This window comes from Aliiroseovarius sp. S2029 (genome assembly GCF_023195575.1).
Classification (GTDB): domain Bacteria; phylum Pseudomonadota; class Alphaproteobacteria; order Rhodobacterales; family Rhodobacteraceae; genus Aliiroseovarius; species Aliiroseovarius zhejiangensis.
In genome coordinates, this window is sequence record NZ_JALPQE010000002.1 from 401,791 (window position 1) to 418,391 (window position 16,601).

The 16,601-nt window shown below is 62.2% G+C and carries 15 protein-coding genes and 1 riboswitch; of the genes, 6 read left to right on the forward strand and 9 right to left on the reverse strand.

Annotated elements, in window-relative coordinates:
• Positions 1-87: 87 nt before the first annotated feature.
• From MUY21_RS06580 to MUY21_RS06600, 5 genes are all read left to right on the forward strand, one after another.
• Positions 88-1,521 (forward strand): FAD-linked oxidase C-terminal domain-containing protein, encoded by a 1,434-nt coding sequence (locus tag MUY21_RS06580; protein WP_248409529.1) that lies wholly within the window; start codon positions 88-90, stop codon positions 1,519-1,521.
• Entirely contained in the window at positions 1,518-2,642 is a 1,125-nt protein-coding gene (gene glcE, locus MUY21_RS06585; protein WP_248409530.1) for a glycolate oxidase subunit GlcE, read from the forward strand. Before MUY21_RS06580 ends, glcE begins: the two co-directional genes overlap by 4 nt.
• 1 nt (position 2,643) lies before the next feature.
• Positions 2,644-3,927 carry a glycolate oxidase subunit GlcF gene (gene glcF / locus MUY21_RS06590; protein WP_248409531.1) on the forward strand — a complete coding sequence of 428 codons (1,284 nt, stop codon included), beginning with the start codon at positions 2,644-2,646 and terminating at the stop codon, positions 3,925-3,927.
• An 86-nt stretch (positions 3,928-4,013) separates the two neighbouring features.
• The gene (locus tag MUY21_RS06595; protein ID WP_248409532.1) at positions 4,014-4,841 is read left to right on the forward strand and encodes a trypsin-like serine protease; all 828 of its coding nucleotides are present in this window, start codon (positions 4,014-4,016) and stop codon (positions 4,839-4,841) included.
• Positions 4,842-4,961: 120 nt separating this feature from the next.
• A complete protein-coding gene (locus MUY21_RS06600) occupies positions 4,962-5,414 on the forward strand; it encodes an Hsp20 family protein (protein WP_248409533.1) in 453 nt (150 codons plus the stop codon).
• A 57-nt stretch (positions 5,415-5,471) separates the two neighbouring features.
• Here MUY21_RS06600 and MUY21_RS06605 read toward each other — a convergent pair whose 3' ends face one another.
• From MUY21_RS06605 to MUY21_RS06620, 4 genes are all read right to left on the reverse strand, one after another.
• The gene (locus MUY21_RS06605; protein WP_248409534.1) at positions 5,472-6,350 is read right to left on the reverse strand and encodes a DMT family transporter; all 879 of its coding nucleotides are present in this window, start codon (positions 6,348-6,350) and stop codon (positions 5,472-5,474) included.
• A 73-nt stretch (positions 6,351-6,423) separates the two neighbouring features.
• Positions 6,424-6,582: riboswitch (FMN riboswitch) on the reverse strand.
• 61 nt (positions 6,583-6,643) lie between these two features.
• Positions 6,644-8,605 (reverse strand): VWA domain-containing protein, encoded by a 1,962-nt coding sequence (locus MUY21_RS06610; protein WP_248409535.1) that lies wholly within the window; start codon positions 8,603-8,605, stop codon positions 6,644-6,646.
• Positions 8,602-9,141: an RNA polymerase sigma factor gene (locus MUY21_RS06615; RefSeq protein WP_248409536.1), complete on the reverse strand. Its 540-nt coding sequence runs from the start codon at positions 9,139-9,141 to the stop codon at positions 8,602-8,604. The genes MUY21_RS06610 and MUY21_RS06615 overlap by 4 nt, the downstream gene beginning before the upstream one ends.
• A 107-nt stretch (positions 9,142-9,248) precedes the next feature.
• On the reverse strand, positions 9,249-10,727 hold the full coding sequence (locus tag MUY21_RS06620) for an NAD-dependent succinate-semialdehyde dehydrogenase (protein WP_248409537.1): 1,479 nt from the start codon (positions 10,725-10,727) through the stop codon (positions 9,249-9,251).
• A 63-nt stretch (positions 10,728-10,790) separates the two neighbouring features.
• Here MUY21_RS06620 and MUY21_RS06625 point away from each other — a divergent pair, with 63 nt between their 5' ends.
• Complete coding sequence (locus MUY21_RS06625) at positions 10,791-11,573, forward strand: alpha/beta hydrolase (protein ID WP_248409538.1); 783 nt, start codon at positions 10,791-10,793, stop codon at positions 11,571-11,573.
• Positions 11,574-11,576: 3 nt separating this feature from the next.
• On the opposite strand, the gene MUY21_RS06630 is transcribed toward MUY21_RS06625, so the two are convergent.
• From MUY21_RS06630 to MUY21_RS06650, 5 genes are all read right to left on the reverse strand, one after another.
• Positions 11,577-12,134, reverse strand: coding sequence for a hypothetical protein (locus MUY21_RS06630; RefSeq protein ID WP_248409539.1), 558 nt, complete (start codon positions 12,132-12,134; stop codon positions 11,577-11,579).
• A 10-nt stretch (positions 12,135-12,144) separates the two neighbouring features.
• A complete protein-coding gene (locus tag MUY21_RS06635) occupies positions 12,145-13,131 on the reverse strand; it encodes a P1 family peptidase (protein ID WP_248409540.1) in 987 nt (328 codons plus the stop codon).
• A gap of 73 nt (positions 13,132-13,204) precedes the next feature.
• Positions 13,205-13,945, reverse strand: coding sequence for an SDR family oxidoreductase (locus MUY21_RS06640; protein WP_248409541.1), 741 nt, complete (start codon positions 13,943-13,945; stop codon positions 13,205-13,207).
• Positions 13,946-14,000: 55 nt separating this feature from the next.
• On the reverse strand, positions 14,001-15,158 hold the full coding sequence (locus MUY21_RS06645; protein ID WP_248409542.1) for a crosslink repair DNA glycosylase YcaQ family protein: 1,158 nt from the start codon (positions 15,156-15,158) through the stop codon (positions 14,001-14,003).
• 3 nt (positions 15,159-15,161) lie between these two features.
• Positions 15,162-16,601 (reverse strand): aldehyde dehydrogenase family protein, encoded by a 1,440-nt coding sequence (locus MUY21_RS06650; RefSeq protein ID WP_248409596.1) that lies wholly within the window; start codon positions 16,599-16,601, stop codon positions 15,162-15,164.

Genomic DNA, 16,601 nt, shown 5'->3' on the forward strand with positions numbered 1-16,601 from the left:
TCCGCACGCTTAGACGATTCCTTTCGGTTGCCAAATCGAAAAATTGGTAATATCTTTTTACCAATTGCCAAAGCCGGAGGGCCCAAGATGCAGATGCCGACCCCCAACGCCGCCATCCTTGCCCGCAAGGATCAGATCGTGAAACGTCTGCAATCCGTGTTGCCCGAGGGCGCCGTGGTACATGATCCGTTTGAAACACGCGCCTATGAATGCGACGCACTGACCGCCTATAAATGCCCGCCGCTCTGCGCGGTGCTGCCCGCCTCGACGGCTGAGGTGTCGGCGGTCATGCGCATCTGCCATGAAGAAGGCGTGCCGGTCGTCCCACGTGGGGCGGGCACCTCGCTTGCGGGTGGGGCGCTGCCCACGGCGGACAGCGTGATCCTGGGGGTGGCCCGGTTGAACGACGTGCTGGAAACCGATTTTGCCAACCGGATCATCCGGGTGCAGGCGGGCCGCACAAACCTGTCCGTCACCGGCGCGGTCGAGGACGAAGGCTTTTTCTATGCTCCCGACCCGTCCAGCCAACTGGCCTGCGCGATTGCGGGAAACATTGCAATGAATTCGGGCGGTGCGCATTGCCTGAAATATGGTGTGACCACCAACAACCTGCTGGGTGTGACCATGGTCATGGCGGATGGCGAGGTCGTGGACATAGGCGGCGCGCATCTGGATGCGGGCGGGCTGGACCTTTTGGGCCTGATCTGCGGCTCCGAAGGCCAGTTGGGCATCGTGACCGAAGCCACCTTGCGCATCCTTGCCAAACCCGAAGGCGCGCGGCCCGTCCTGATCGGGTTCGATTCGAACGAGGTCGCGGGCGCTTGCGTGTCCGACATCATCAAATCCGGCATCCTGCCCGTCGCGATCGAGTTCATGGACCGCCCTTGCATCCGCGCGACCGAGGCTTTCGCAGGCGCGGGCTATCCCGATTGCGAGGCGCTGTTGATCATCGAAGTCGAAGGCTCGGACGCCGAGATTGACGATCAACTGTCGCGCATCATCAGGATCGCGCGCACTCATAACCCGGTCGAGCTGCGCGAAAGCACATCCGCCGAGGAAAGCGCGAAGATCTGGTTGGGGCGCAAATCGGCCTTTGGTGCGATGGGGCAAATCAACGACTATATGTGCCTTGATGGCACGATTCCGGTGTCGGAACTGCCCTTGGTGCTGCGGCGGATTGGTGAAATGTCAAAAGAGTATGGGTTGGACGTTGGCAATGTCTTCCATGCGGGCGACGGCAACATGCACCCTTTGATCCTGTTTGACGCCAACAAACCCGGCGATCTTGAGAAATGCGAGGCGTTTGGGGCGGATATCCTGAAACTGTGTGTCGAAGTCGGCGGCTGTCTGACCGGTGAACACGGGGTTGGAGTGGAAAAAAGAGACTTGATGGTTTCACAATACAATCAAAGTGATCTTGAGATTCAGTTGGCCGTGAAAGACGTGTTCGATCCCGAGTGGCTTCTGAACCCGGCAAAGGTGTTCCCCCTCTCCACCACGGAAACAAGGCGCGCGTCATGACCCCGACCACAGAAACAGAGCTGGCCGAAGCGATTGCTGCGGCCAACGGTCCCTTGCGCATACGGGGCGGTGGCACCCGCGACATCGGCGCGCCGGTGGATGGCGCCACGCTGACGACCGCAGGGCTGACGGGCGTCACGCTTTACGAACCCGGCGCGCTGACGCTGGTTGTGCAGGCGGGCACTCCGTTGGACGAGGTTGAAGCACTGCTCGCCGCCGAAGGACAGCGGCTGGCCTTTGAACCCGGTGACATGCGTGCGCTTCTGGGCACCGAAGGCACCCCGACCATCGGCGGCGTGATCGCCACCAATGCTTCTGGCCCGCGCCGGATACAGGCCGGGGCCGCGCGTGATTTCTGCCTTGGGGTTCGCTTCGTGGACGGTCAGGGGCAGGTGTTGAAAAACGGCGGTCGCGTGATGAAGAACGTGACCGGCTATGACCTTGTGAAGCTGATGACCGGAAGCTGGGGCACGCTGGGCGTGATGACCGAGGTCAGCCTGAAGGTGTTGGCCATCCCGGAAACCGAAGCCACGCTGGTCTGCGCCGATAAAAGCGCGGAAACGGCGGTCGCGTCCATGGCCGCCGCCCTTGGGTCGCCCTTCGATGTCACAGGCGCGGCGATGATGAACGGGCAAACGATGATCCGGGTCGAAGGACTGGAACAATCCGTCGCCTACCGCGCGAAAGCCTTGCAGGACGGTGTCTTGCAGGGGTTCGACATTGTCGAAGGAGCAGCGTCGGCCAGGATGTGGGCCGACCTGCGCGATCTGACCCCTTTTGCGGGCAAGGAAGGGGCAGTCTGGCGCATCTCGGTCAAGCCGTCTGACGGACCGGCTTTGGTGAGGGAACTGGGCGCGCTGTCGCCCGAGGCGATCTTTGACTGGGGGGGCGGGTTGGTCTGGCTGCGCATAGCCGATGAAGAGGATGCAGGGGCGCAGATGATCCGCAACGATCTGTCCCATATGGGCGGCCATGCGACCCTTGTGCGGGCCAGCGCCGCGACCCGCGCCGCCGTGCCGGTGTTTCACCCGGAACCCGCGCCGCTTGCGGCGCTTTCCCGCGGGCTGCGCGCGAAGTTCGACCCGCGCGGCATTCTGAACCCCGGCCTGATGGGAGCCTGACATGCAGACGAACTTCACCGACAAGCAGTTGAAAGACCCGGCGATCCAACGTGCCAACGAGATCTTGCGCTCCTGCGTGCATTGCGGGTTCTGCACGGCGACCTGCCCGAGCTATCAGGTGCTGGGCGATGAATTGGACAGCCCGCGCGGGCGCATCTATCTGATCAAGGATATGCTCGAGGCCGGTCGGCCTGCCGACAAGAAAACTGTCGAGCATATCGACAAATGCCTGTCGTGCCTTGCCTGTATGACCACCTGCCCGTCGGGTGTGCATTACATGCATCTGGTGGACCACGCCCGCGCGCATATCGAACAGACCTACAAGCGCCCGTTGTTTGACCGGCTGCTGCGCTGGACGCTGGCGCGGATCATCCCCTATCCGGGGCGGTTCCGACTGGCCATGCAAGCTGCCCGGCTGGGGCGACCGCTGCGCAAGTTCATGCCGGACCCGCGGCTGGAGGCGATGCTGGAAATGGCCCCGCCCAAGCTGCCGCGCCCCAGCGCAAACGACAAGCCGCAGACCTTCCCGGCGAAAGGCGCCCGCAAGATGCGGGTGGCGCTGCTGACGGGCTGCGCACAAAAGGCGCTGGACACGGACATCAACGATGCGACCATCCGCCTGCTGACCCGGCTGGGCTGCGAAGTTGTGGTGGCCAAGGGCATGGGCTGTTGCGGGGCGCTGACCCATCACATGGGCAAGATTGATGAAAGCCACGTCCAGGCAGCGGCCAATATCAACGCCTGGATGACCGAGAAACGGGTGGACGGGCTGGATGCGATCGTCATCAACACCTCGGGTTGCGGCACGACGGTCAAGGATTACGGCCACATGTTTCGCAATGACGCTTTGGCTGACGATGCCGCCGAGGTGTCGGCGATGGCGATGGATGTCAGCGAAGTTCTGATGAAGCTCGACCTGCCCGAAGGCCGGATGAACAAGCGGGTCGCGTATCATTCGGCCTGTAGCCTGCAACATGGCCAGCAGGTCAAGACCCACCCCAAAACCCTGTTGAAAAAGGCGGGGTTCGAGGTGATCGAACCTGTCGATGCCCATCTGTGCTGCGGGTCGGCGGGAACCTATAACCTGATGCAGCCTGCCATCTCGCAGGAGCTGAAACGCCGCAAAGTCGCCAATCTGGAAGCCAAAACGCCCGAGATCATTGCGGCGGGCAATATAGGCTGCATGATGCAGATCGGGTCCGGCACCGGCATTCCCGTGGTCCATACGGTCGAGCTTCTGGATTGGGCCACCGGCGGGCCACAGCCGCGCAAATTGACCCGTTGATGAGCGTTTTTTCTTTTTTCTGCCCCCATTTTCGCCCTAAACATATGTTCAGAGGGTGGAAGAACCGCCCCACCAAAGGCAGAGATATGAAGAAATTGATTGCAATGATGGCGGTGGGCTTGTGGCTTGCCAGCCCCTTGGTCGCATCCGACCCATCACCGCTGCGCACCCTGATGACGGGGGATGAAAGCCGGGGATGGGAAGGGGTCGGGCGGTTGAATATCGGCAGGGGCGGATTGTGCACCGGCGCGATGATCAGCGAGAGCCTGGTGTTGACCGCCGCCCACTGCTTGTTCGAACAATCCACCGGTGCGCGGGTGCCACCGAAGGAGATCGAGTTTCTGGCGGGGTGGCGCAACGGACGGGCCTCGGCCTATCGCGGGGTGCGGCGGGCCGTGGTGCATCCCGATTTCTCGTTTGCCGCTGGGGATAAGGCTGCGCGGGTCGTCAACGACCTGGCGCTGCTGGAACTGGATCAACCCATTCGCAAAAGCTCGGTCCGGCCGTTTGCCGTCCATTCCCGCCCGCGCAAGGGGGCCGAGATCGGGGTCGTGTCCTATGCCCATAATCGCGCCGACAGCCCGGCGCTTCAGGAAATGTGTCAGGTGCTGGCGCGGCAAAGCGGAGCCTTGGTGATGAGTTGCTCGGTTGATTTCGGATCATCCGGCGCGCCGGTGTTCGTGGTGCAGGACGGAAAACCCGCCATCGTTTCGGTGATATCAGCAAAAGCAATGGTGCGGGACATCCCGGTGTCACTGGGCACGAGCCTTGAACAGCCTCTGGCAGAGCTGATGCAGATGTTGACCGATGGCAATGGGGTATTCACCCGCACCCAACCCGTATCGCGCCCACCGGTCGGCACATTCGGGACAGGGGCTGCCGGGCCGGGCGGTGCGAAATTTCTGCGCCCCTGACCTCTTGAAGGGGCGGGAATCCTCCATAAATCTGTGACACGGGCGCCGAAGGATCGGGCCCGCAAACCTGCCTGTCCCAGTGAAGGGAAGGCCCAAACCTGTCGCTTTTAGGAGGACACAATGCGTAACTTTGACCTTTCGCCCCTGTATCGTGCCACCGTCGGTTTCGATCAGATTGCCGACCTGATGGACCGGGTGCTGACCAATGACGTGAGCCGCGAAAGCTATCCGCCCTACAACATCGAAAAGATCGCCGACGACGGTTGGCGCATTTCGGTGGCCGTGGCGGGCTTTACCGAAGACGAGCTTGCCGTGGAAGTCCGTGAAAACGCGCTGGTCATCTCGGCCAAGAAGGCGGACGAAGACGAGCGGACCTATCTGCACCGTGGCATTGCCACCCGTGCGTTTGAACGCCGCTTCCACCTGGCCGATCATGTGCGCGTGACCGGGGCTGCCCACGAACATGGCATGTTGCATATCGACCTTGTGCGCGAGGTGCCCGAGGCCCTGAAACCGCGTCGGATCGAGATTGCAAAATCCAAGGACGTGGAACAGAAGGCGATCGAAGCCTGACCACAGGTGTGATCACCCGGTAAGATGGGCGCGGAGGGCAACCTCCGCGCTTTTGTTTTACACCGGCTGGCGCCGCTCCTGTTCCAGCAGGTAAAAGCTGGCGGCAAGGATAATCGCCGTTCCCAGCCACATCGACCCGGTGGGCAGGAAGCCGAACACCACAAAGCCCAGCACCACGTTGAACACCAGTTTCAGGTGATCGAACGGTTGCAGAAAGGCCGCGTCTGCCAGTGAGTAGGCGCGCACCAGCACATGTTGCGCCAAGGCGGTCAGAAGGCCCGCACCCACGACCAGCCAGATCGCCCCCATGGGCAGGCTGAACCCCGACCCGAGCGCCAGGCCGGCGTTGATCGGGCTGAGCAGGACCAGCAGATAGATCGTTACCGTTTCCGGACCGTCCGCGCGCGTCAGAAGCTTTGTCACAACCGAACTGGCAGCCCAAAGGGCGGCCGCGCCAACCGGCAGGAGGGCAACCACTTCGAACCGGTCCGACCATGGTTCAAGGATCACCGCACCGCCAATGATGCCCAGAACGACCGCGCCCCAGCGATGGACGGATACGGTTTCGCGCAAGACCAGCCCCGCGCCCAACGTCACGAAAAACGGCGACAGCAGGATCAGTGCAATCGCTTGCCAGATCGGCACATGGGCCAGCCCCAGCGTCCAAAGCTGCACACCGCCCGCCGCCAAGGCGACGCGCAACACATGCAGCCAGACCTGCCCGGTTTTCATCACCGCCGCCAGGTGGCGAAACACCCATGGCAGATAAAACCCCAATGCGATCAGATATTGCCAAAAGGTGACCGACGGTGCGGACGCCCCCAGCTTCATGGTGGCCCCTTGCAGGGCCGTGTTCACGACAGCGAAACTCGCGCCTGCCAGAACCATCAGACCCGCCGCCTTCACAGGCGTGGTCAGAGTCAATTGATGAGTCATTGCGCAGTGTCCTTTCTTCCTTACGCGTTGACCCAAGGCAGAAGGACAAGGCGCGCGTTATCTGCGCACCTCAGACCATCCTCTTCCATCCGGACTGTAACCGTCGGCCCCGGAATTTCGCCGGGTCTGCTGACACCCCTTTCGCAAGAGGCCGCTCGCGGGCTTGAGACGCCGCCGATGGCCGTGCCTCTTTACCGCCGGTGGGGAATTTCACCCCGCCCTGAGAATGTCGCCACCCCGGCAGGGGCAGCGACAGGGAAGATAGGGTTGGGATGAGGCGCGGTCAAGCGGCCTTAGTTCGACAGGCTTTCAGCCAAACGCATCAACGTGACCGCCTCGGCGCGATAGCCGTAAGGGTCGGCGCCCTTCGCCCCGTTGGCCAGCGCGATGGCGTCCGAATAGGTCCAGTCGCCAAGATATTTATCCTCGCGCAGAAGCTGGGCGAAGCCCGCGATGGCGGCGGCGAACCGTTGTTCGGTCCCGGCCGTTTGCGCGGTGATGATCGGTGCCTCGATCAGCGTGCTGCTGTCTTCGCCGGACCGCTTGTAGCGCAGCTTGAGGTATCCAAGCTCGTCCGACCCGTCCGTTTCGGGGGCGGGAGCGTAACGCAGTGCGTCTGTCAGGACAGCATCCGAGCCAACCGGCGTCACCTCATAGATCGCCGTGACCTGATGGCCCGCACCAATCTCGCCTGCGTCCACCTTGTCGTTATTGAAGTCCTCGCGTGCCAAGGCGCGGGTTTCATAGCCGATCAGACGGTATTCGGCGATCTGTGTGGGGTTGAACTCAATTTGCACTTTGACGTCATCGGCAACGGGGTAAAGGGCACCGGAAAGCTGATCAACCAGCACTTTTCGCGCTTCGCTCAACGTGTCGATGTAAGCGGCTTGTCCGTTGCCGTTCTGCGCCAAGGCCTGCATGGTCGCGTCGTCCAGATTGCCGCGCCCGAAGCCGAGGATTGACAAATAGGTGCCGCTGTCGCGTTTCTTGGCGATGAGATCTTTCAGCTGATCCGGGTCGTGGATGCCCACGTTGAAATCGCCATCCGTGGCCAGCAGCACGCGGCCAACCTCGCCGTCGTCATACATGCGCTCGGCGACCTGATAGGCCAGCTCGATCCCTTGCGCCCCGGCGGTTGATCCGCCAGCATCCAGACGGTCGAGTGCTGACAGAATGGTGGCGCGGTCGGCGGCTTTGGTCGGTTCCAGAACCTCGCCCGCGCTGCCGGCATAGGTGACGATGGCGACCTCGTCCTCGGGCTCCAATTCGGACAGCATCAGCCGCAGGCTTTGCTTTAACAGCGGCAGCTTGTCGGGATCGGACATAGACCCGGATGTGTCGATCAGGAACACGAGGTTCAGCGGCGGGCGGTCCGTGATCATCTCGCCCTGAATGCCGATCTGCACCAACTGAGTGCCCGCGTTCCACGGGGTCTGCATTGTGGTGACTGTCGGCGCGAAGGGGTGTGGACCTTCGGGCGTGGGGTAGGTGTAGGGGAAATAATTCACCATCTCCTCAACCCGCACCGCGTCCGGGTTGGGCAGACGGCCCAACTTCAGATCGCGCCGCACCACCGCATAGCTGGCCGTGTCCACGTCGATCGAGAAGGTCGAAACCGGGTCTTCGGATGTGATTTTCAAGGGCGAGGGGGCGGCGTTCGCATATTCTTCGCTCCGGGCTTCGGGTGGCATCGGCAAGATGCCGGGCATGTCGTCAACAGCGATGCGGTTCTCGTTGTCCGAGAACGAAGATATATCGGCCTCCATCATCGGGTCCGACGCGACCGATGGCGCAACCTGACCCGACTGCACGCGCAACACTTCCTGCGCTTGAGAGCGCGTCCGCGCAGTATGCTGTTTGATCTTATCAGATGGGGCGGGGGCAGGACGTGCAACGATGGTCTCGCGTTCCATTGGCGTGTCATCGACGCTTGGCGTTGGTATCACCGTTACCCCCGGCAATTCCACCTGATCCACATTCGGCATCACGACAAGCACGGCAAACCCGACAGCAACCATTGCCGTCGTCGCAGCCAACCCGCCGCGTGTGTTCAAAGCGTTCAACATTTTCGATACTCCTTTTCCAATCACCCCGAATTTCGGAGCGTCAGACATAGGACGCGCGTCAGGTCGCGATCCTTGGAGGTCATCGAAATTTTTCATCGCAAGCGCCAGATCGGCATCCTTTTTCGAAGGGTCCGGCGCAGGCGGGGCCGAGCGCAGGGCGGCCTTCAGATCGTCAAGATCGTCGGTCATATCGCGTCCTCCTCTGCCCGCATTGCACGCAGGCGTTTCTTCACTTCGGACATCCGCCAGGCGATTGTGCCCTCGGACAGGCCCAGAACGTCGCCGGCTTGCGCCTGCGTCAATTCCTCGCCCAGTACCAGCGCCACGGTGTCGCGTAATTCGTCGGGCAGAGCGGTCATGGCTTGGGCCAGCCAGTCTTGCGCCGCGGCTTCCTCACGGATCGCTTCGCGCCGGTTCACTTCCCAGTCACCCCAACCATCTGCAGCTTTCGCGCGGGTTGCGGCGCGTCGGCGGCGGTCATGCGCGGCGTTCACAGCCACGCGGTAGAGCCACGTTGTGAACCGCGCATCCGCCCGAAACCCCGCCAGTTTCGCGGGAAGGGCGGCGCATATGTCCTGCGTCAAATCCTCGGCGTCAGCCCGGTTCCCGGTCAGGCGGAACGTGAAGGCAAACAGCCGATCATAATGACGCGACAGCAGGGCCGCGAAGGCGGTCCTGTCTCCTGTCGCCGCCGCTGCGGCCAGTTCCTCGTCCTGATCGGTCATCATCTTCACATAGAGTAAGACGCGGCCCAGAGGTCAATCCTTGGCGGAAAAACGAAAAAAGGCGGCAGGTTGCCCCACCGCCTTCAATTCATTCGGTTTTCACGCGTTTACACCGACATGCAGATGTATTTCATCTCAAGGAAATCCTCGATCCCGTGGCGCGAGCCCTCGCGGCCAAGGCCCGATTGTTTCACGCCGCCAAACGGTGCGGTCTCGGTCGAGATGATGCCGGTGTTCACGCCAACGATTCCGTATTCCAGCGCCTCGGCCACTTTGTAAACGCGGCTGAGGTTGTTGGCATAGAAATACGACGCCAACCCGAAGATCGTGTCATTGGCCTGTGCGATCACGTCATCTTCGTCCTTGAACTTGAACAAGGGCGCCATGGGGCCGAAAGTTTCGTCCGTGGCGACCTCCATATCACGCGTGGCGTTCTTGATGATCGTGGGTTCGAAAAACAACCCGCCTTTCTCGTGCTCCTTGCCGCCAAGGATCACTTCGCCGCCTTTCGATGTCGCGTCGGCCACGTGCTCGCGCACCTTGTCCACCGCGTCTTGCGAGATCAACGGGCCAAGGGCGATGCCTTCATTCAAGCCGTCACCGACGGGCAGGGCGGACACGGCCTTGGCGAAGCGTTTGGCAAAATCGTCATAGACGCCTTCCTGCACATAAATCCGGTTGGCACAGACGCAGGTCTGGCCGTTGTTGCGGAATTTGCAGGCGATGGCGCCCTCGACAGCAGCATCCAGATCGGCGTCGTCAAACACAATGAAGGGTGCGTTGCCGCCCAGCTCCATTGAGCATTTCAGCACCTGATCGGCAGCCTGACGCAGCAGGATGCGGCCAACATTGGTCGAGCCTGTGAAGGTCAGCTTGCGCACCAAGGGGTTTTCGCAGAACTCCTTGCCGATGTCCGAGCTGCGCGAGCTGGGCACGATGTTGAACACGCCCGCCGGGATGCCTGCGCGATCGGCCAGAACGGCCAGCGCGGTGGCGGACAGCGGGGTTTCAGCCGCCGGACGACCCACGAAGCCACAGCCAGCGGCCACGGCCGGGCCGCATTTGCGGGTGATCATCGCATTGGGGAAGTTCCACGGGGTGATCGAGGCAACGACCCCGATCGGCTGACGGATCACCATCAGGCGTTTGTCTGGCTGGTGGCCGGGAATGGTTTCGCCATAGATGCGTTTGGCCTCCTCCCCGAACCATTCAATGAAGCTTGCACCATAGGCGATTTCACCCGTGGCTTCGGCCAGCGGTTTGCCCATTTCTACGGTCAGAATGGTGGCAAGGTCGCCTTGGTTCTCCATCATCAGGTTGAACCATTTGCGCATGATGTTGGCACGCTCTTTCGCGGTGCGCTTGGCCCATTCGCGGCCTGCCTTGTCGGCGGCGTCGATGGCGCGGGCGACCTCGTTGCGTGACAAGTCGGCCACTTTGGCGATCACGTCTCCCCGGGCGGGGTTTGTCACATCAAAGGTGGCCCCATTATCGGCGTCGATCCATTCGCCATTCACATAGGCGCGGGTCTCAAACAGTGACGGGTCTTTCAGCAAGCTCTTCAGCTCGGTTGCGTTGGCGGCCATTTTACTCTCCCATAGCTCATGTGTCGTTCGGGGGTGACCCGAAGCAATCACAGGACATCTGATATGAATTTCGACATAGCCTATGCGAACGCGGATTTCATCCCGAATGGAAACGATTTCCCGGCGAAATGGAAGAAATCAGCAAGCGACTTCCGCGCTGCGCACAAGAATCTTCGTCTGGACCTGCCTTACGGCGAAGATGCTTCGAATGCCTTTGATCTGGTGCTGCCCGAGGCGACACCAAACGGCTTGGTGGTGTTCGTGCATGGCGGTTACTGGAAAGCATTCGGACGACGCGACTGGACCCACCTGGCAGCTGGGGCCGTGGCACACGGCTATGCGGTGGCGCTGCCGTCCTATCCGCTCGCGCCGGACGCCCGCATTGGCCAGATCACCCGCACAGTCGCCCGCGCCATCGAGGCGGCGGCCGCATATGTAGACGGCCCGATCCGGCTGGTCGGTCACTCTGCAGGGGGGCATCTGGTGGCGCGAATGAACTGCCTTGATGTCGATTTGACATGCCGGGACCGGATCGCCCGGATCCTTCCCATTTCGCCGCTGGGGGATCTTCACCCGCTGATGCAGACCACAATGAACGACACGCTGCGGATTGACGCGGCCGAGGCGCAGGTCGAAAGCCCCGCCTTGAACGACGCGCGCGCGGGCATCCCCACGACAATCTGGGTGGGGGCAGATGAACGCCCCGCCTTTCTGGATCAGGCGCGTGATCTGGCACTGGCCTGGTCCGAGGCCGAACTGGTCATCGCGCCGGGCCGCCACCATTTCGATGTGATCGAACCGCTCAGCGATCCGGACAGCGACATGGTGGCTGATCTGTTGGGTTGACCGTCAGCGTCCGAAATCTTCCAACGCGCGGTGGTCGATGGTTTCCAGGACCGGGATCATTACCGCAACATCCGCGCCTTCAGCCTGTATCAGGATCCGGCCATCCACGATGCCCGACAACTCCCCATCCTGGTTCAGGTATTTCATCCGCCCCACCCGTTCCAGCTTCATCCCCATCAGCGCGGCGTTCGACAGCATACCCGACAACGCCCCGACCATCGGATTGTTGGCCATGATCGTGATCGAAAACGCATCCGGACCGTTGGAATAGGTGGCCTCGGCCCCCGCGCCGCCACCCAGCATTGCCAGTCCCGCATTCATCTCGGTCGACACCTCGCGCGTCCAGCCGTCGGGCGCATCGGGCAGGAACTTGGCAAGATCGGCAGTTTTCATCGCCTGTAGCAGTTGCTTGGCATATTCCAGCTCTTCCAGCGTGTATTTGATGTCGCCCTCTTCATAAGCCTTGAGGGCACTGTTCAGCGTGTCCGTCACTTCATCGGCAAAGACAGGGAGGGGTGCGATCAGGGTCGCCAAAGCGGTTGCTTTGATAAGATGCTTCATGAAACTCTCCTCAGCTAAATTTCTCGGCCCATGTGGGCATTGTGTCTTCTGGCGAGGGTATTGCCGCATAAACGCCGCGTGCAATGGCGCGCGCCAGACAGGTGGCGGCGGCATGACCCAGGCGCAGTGCATCAAAACCTGCGTCAGGCAGGGCGCGGGCGCCAGTGGCGGCGGCAAAGACCAGATCGCCGTCGAACGGTGTGTGGCTGGGATGGATCGCGCGCGCCATCCCGTCATGGGCGGCGGTGGCCAGACGGGTGGCCTGCGCTTGGGTCAACACCGCATCTGTTGCAATGATGGCAATGGTGGTGTTTTCGCCCAGACGGGCCTCGGGGCGCGGTTCGAAGGTCGGGTCGTGGGTGCCGATGCCGCACCCGCCGAACTCGTCATTCATCTCCCACGGGGCGGCCCAGAAGGCGGGGCCGTCACCCATCGTCACCGCACCCAAGGCGTTCACGGCCACCAATGCCCCGACCGTGATCCCGCACTCCAACACCAGCGAGGCCGACCCAAGCCCCCCCTTCAACCCGTCAACCGTTGCCCCTGTGCCCGCACCAACCGTGCCCAGGGCAAACTCAGACCCCGCCGCCTCCAGCGCAGCGCGTCCCAACGCCTTGTAAGGGTTTTCGGCCCACGCCTTGTCGCCGCCATTCAGAAGATCAAACAGGATCGCGCCCGGCACGATCGGCACCCGCTGATCGCCCACCAGAAACCCGCGCCTCTGCGCCCGCAACCCATCCGCCACACCGGATGCCGCATCCAGTCCGAAGGCCGATCCCCCCGACAACACCAGCGCATTCACCTCTTGCACCAGCTTGTCAGGGGCCAGCAGTGCGGTTTCGCGTGTGCCCGGCGCGCTACCCATGATGTGAACGCCCGCCGTGAACGGCGCATCGCCCACCATCACGGTCGCGCCGGTTTTGATAACCTCATCCCCGGCATTGCCAACATAAAGACCGGCGACATCGGTGATCAGATTTCTGGCTCCGGGTTTCATCGCACTCTCTTTTTCTTGTCTCAAATATCCCACGGGGGCCCGGGGGTGTGAAACCCCCGGTTCTGACATCCCGTCAGATGCACCGCCCGCCATCGACTTCCATCGCCACGCCCGTGACCATCGATGCTTCGTCCGAGCAAAGAAAACATGCCGCATTCCCCATATCTTCAGGGGTCGAAAACCGGCCCAGCGGGATGGTCGCCAGGAACTTCGCCCGCATCTCGGGCGTGTCCTCGCCCATGAAGCTGGACAGAAGCGGGGTTTCGCCCGCCACCGGACAGATCGCATTGACCCGCACGCCATGCGGAGCCAGCTCGACCGCCATGGTTTTGGTGGCAGTGATCATCCAGCCTTTTGATGCGTTGTACCAGTTCAGGTTCGGGCGCGGGCTGAGGCCAGCGGTCGAGGCCACGTTGAGGATCGCGCCTTTGCCCGCCGCCTTCATCGCCGGCACGAAAAAGCGCGCCATCAGGTAAACCGATTTGGCGTTGACGGCAAACACACGGTCGAATTCGCCTTCGTCCACCTCTTCCATCGGTTTGGGCAGATGGGTGATCCCTGCATTGTTGACGATGATATCCATCTGTCCCCAAAGCTCATGCGCGGCGCGCGCCATCTGGGCCACGCTGTCGCTGCTTGAGACATCGACGTGATGGGCCACACCGTCCACCTCGGCGGCCATCTCGCGGGCCAGATCGTCATTCACATCGGCGACCATCACACGCGCGCCTTCGGCTGCGAATTTGCGCACGATTCCCGCCCCGAACCCCGACGCGCCTCCGGTCACGATGGCTGTTTTCCCTTGAAGCCGCATCCAGTCCCCCTTGGTTGTTGGGCCGAGCTTGCGCCGATTTGAACGGCGGTGCAAGTCAACCCGGCGTGGTATGCCACACCACCTGCTTCAGTCCTGCAAAGCGTGCAAATCTCTGAAGCTCGGCCTCAAGCTTTGCGTGACGAGCCACTGGCCATTGCACCCTTGGCTCAGGCCAGAACCCGACGATGCTCAACACCCCTGCCTTGCGATCTGCCTTCAGTTCGATCCGCCCGACGAAGCGGTCGCCTTCCAGCAGCGGATAGACGTAATACCCCCAGCGTCGCTTGGGTTTTGGCACGAACATCTCGTTGCGATACTCAAAACCGAACAGGCGCTCCAGCCGGGCGCGGTCGCGGATGGCCGGGTCAAATGGGTTCAGGATACGCAAGCGGCTGGTCGGGGTGGGCATAGTGTCCAGCCGGGTTTCGATATCCGGGTGGGCCAGCCCGGTGAAGCAGCCCTTGTCGGCGGTTTCAACCTCGATGGGCACCAGATCGGCGGTGTCACACCAGTGTTTCGCCTCGCGCGCACTCATTGCGTCCCAAAAGCGGCCAACCTCGCCGGTTGTGCCGAAACTCAGCCGGTCAATTGCGGCAGAGCACAGCCAGTCGACCGCCTTGGAATCCTCGACCGGATCATACGCTGGAAACACTCGTTCACCAAGATCATAGAACTTCACGAAATTCTTGCGGTGGCAGGTCGCAAGCTCGCCCGCATACCACATCTGGTCCAGAGCTTTCTTGTGGGGTGGCCGCGCCCACATTTCGCGACTTTCCGCCTTGGTGTCAAAGGCATGTGTGGACAGGGCACCTTCATCGGTGATGCGTCGCCGGATCTCGGCGATCTGGGCCCGCCCCAACCCCGATTGATACCAAGCGTGCCGTCCAGCCCGCGCGCCCAGCCGGTCGAATTGCCGCCGCCAAAAGGGCAGAACGCGCCGGTCGATCAGGCTGGCATCATGGGTGAAATGTTCAAACACATCTCGCTTGGCCAGCCGGTCCCAGATCATCCCTTCGCGGACGTTCTGATTGCGGCTCCAGAGGATATGATTGTGCGCGCGGGTCACGTTGCGGATGGTGTCGATCTGCACAAACCCCAGCCGCCAGATGATCGCGTCAAGATCCAGCGGGCCGGTAGGCGTGTCCGACAGGGCGTTGGTCCACAGCCATAAATGCCGCGCCTGCTTGTTCGAGAGTTTCAGCCGCGCGCCCATGCCCTAGCCGTGTTTCGCCGCGACGGTTTTCAACTGCGAGAATCCGTAAAGCGCCTCGAACCCCTTTTCGCGTCCATGCCCGGATTTGCCGACACCCCCGAAGGGCAGTTCAACCCCGCCGCCCGCGCCGTAATTGTTGATGAACACCTGCCCCGCGCGCAGGCGTTTGGCCAGCCGCATCTGACGTGCGCCATCGGCGGTCCAGATGCTCGCCACCAGCCCGTAATCGGTGGCGTTTGCGATCTGGACAGCTTCGCCCTCGGTCTCGAAGGGGATGACGACTTGCACCGGGCCGAACACCTCGTCCCGCGCCAGCGGGTGATCGGGCGCTACATCGGCAAAAAGGGTCGGGGCCACGTAATGCCCACCCTCGGGCGCGTCTGTGATTTGTCCCCGTCCCGCGATACGCAGATCGCCGCCTTGTGTCAGAAACCCTTCGACAATCTCTTTCTGACGTGCCGAGATCAAGGGGCCAACATTCAGGTCGGAAGTCGCAGGCCCCACTTGCAAGGCGTCATAGGCCGCACCCATCCGCGCCACCACGTCATCATAGACGGCGCGCTGCACCAGCACCCGCGAACTGGCCGAACAGGTCTGGCCCGCGTTCTGGATACACGCGCCGACAAGAAAGGGCAGTGCGGCATCAAGGTCGGCATCGTCGAACACCAACTGAGGTGACTTGCCCCCAAGCTCCAGCGTCACCGGCACCACGTTCTGTGCGGCGGCGGCCTGCACCAGCCCACCCACCGGCACCGATCCGGTGAAGCTGATATGCTGAACACCGGGATGGGAGGACAGGGCCGCACCCGCTTCCTCGCCCAGCCCGGTGACGACATTCAGCGCGCCTTTGGGCAACCCGGCCTCTTCGGCCAGTCGCGCGAAAGCCAGCGCGGTCAGGCAGGCCTCTTCGGCGGGTTTCAACACGCAGGCATTGCCCATCGCCAGTGCCGCCCCGACCGAGCGTCCGATGATCTGCATCGGGTAGTTCCAAGGCACGATATGTCCCGTGACGCCATGCGGTTCACGCAGGGTATAGACGGTATAGCCGTCCAGATAGGGGATCGTTTCACCCATCACCTTGTCGGCGGCACCCCCATAGAATTCCATGTATCGCGCCAGAGCCACGGCGTCGTTCTTCGCTTGGGTCAGGGGCTTGCCCACGTCGCGCGCCTCAAGCGCGGTCAACTCCTCCACCCGCGTTTCCACCAACTGCCCGATCCGCGTCAGGATGCGCCCGCGTTCGGTGGCCGTCATGCGGCCCCAGTCGCCATCCAACGCGGCTTTGGCGGCGGACACGGCGGCGTCGATCTCGGGTGCGGCTCCGCGCGCGATCTGCGCGAAGGTCTGGCCCGTTGAGGGGTCTGCGACGGGCAGCGTATGCGCGGTCTTGCGCCAGTCCCCGCCAATCAGGATTTCCGTCGAGTCGAACCAAAGCTCTTTCAT

Bases quoted from the DNA above. Each gene is read 5' to 3' on its own strand.
- MUY21_RS06580 (WP_248409529.1), top strand. From the start codon at position 88: ATGCAGATGCCGACCCCCAACGCCGCCATCCTTGCCCGCAAGGATCAG.
- glcE (WP_248409530.1), top strand. From the start codon at position 1,518: ATGACCCCGACCACAGAAACAGAGCTGGCCGAAGCGATTGCTGCGGCC.
- glcF (WP_248409531.1), top strand. From the start codon at position 2,644: ATGCAGACGAACTTCACCGACAAGCAGTTGAAAGACCCGGCGATCCAA.
- MUY21_RS06595 (WP_248409532.1), top strand. From the start codon at position 4,014: ATGAAGAAATTGATTGCAATGATGGCGGTGGGCTTGTGGCTTGCCAGC.
- MUY21_RS06600 (WP_248409533.1), top strand. From the start codon at position 4,962: ATGCGTAACTTTGACCTTTCGCCCCTGTATCGTGCCACCGTCGGTTTC.
- MUY21_RS06605 (WP_248409534.1), bottom strand. From the start codon at position 6,350: ATGACTCATCAATTGACTCTGACCACGCCTGTGAAGGCGGCGGGTCTG.
- MUY21_RS06610 (WP_248409535.1), bottom strand. From the start codon at position 8,605: ATGACCGACGATCTTGACGATCTGAAGGCCGCCCTGCGCTCGGCCCCG.
- MUY21_RS06615 (WP_248409536.1), bottom strand. From the start codon at position 9,141: ATGACCGATCAGGACGAGGAACTGGCCGCAGCGGCGGCGACAGGAGAC.
- MUY21_RS06620 (WP_248409537.1), bottom strand. From the start codon at position 10,727: ATGGCCGCCAACGCAACCGAGCTGAAGAGCTTGCTGAAAGACCCGTCA.
- MUY21_RS06625 (WP_248409538.1), top strand. From the start codon at position 10,791: ATGAATTTCGACATAGCCTATGCGAACGCGGATTTCATCCCGAATGGA.
- MUY21_RS06630 (WP_248409539.1), bottom strand. From the start codon at position 12,134: ATGAAGCATCTTATCAAAGCAACCGCTTTGGCGACCCTGATCGCACCC.
- MUY21_RS06635 (WP_248409540.1), bottom strand. From the start codon at position 13,131: ATGAAACCCGGAGCCAGAAATCTGATCACCGATGTCGCCGGTCTTTAT.
- MUY21_RS06640 (WP_248409541.1), bottom strand. From the start codon at position 13,945: ATGCGGCTTCAAGGGAAAACAGCCATCGTGACCGGAGGCGCGTCGGGG.
- MUY21_RS06645 (WP_248409542.1), bottom strand. From the start codon at position 15,158: ATGGGCGCGCGGCTGAAACTCTCGAACAAGCAGGCGCGGCATTTATGG.
- MUY21_RS06650 (WP_248409596.1), bottom strand. From the start codon at position 16,601: ATGAAAGAGCTTTGGTTCGACTCGACGGAAATCCTGATTGGCGGGGAC.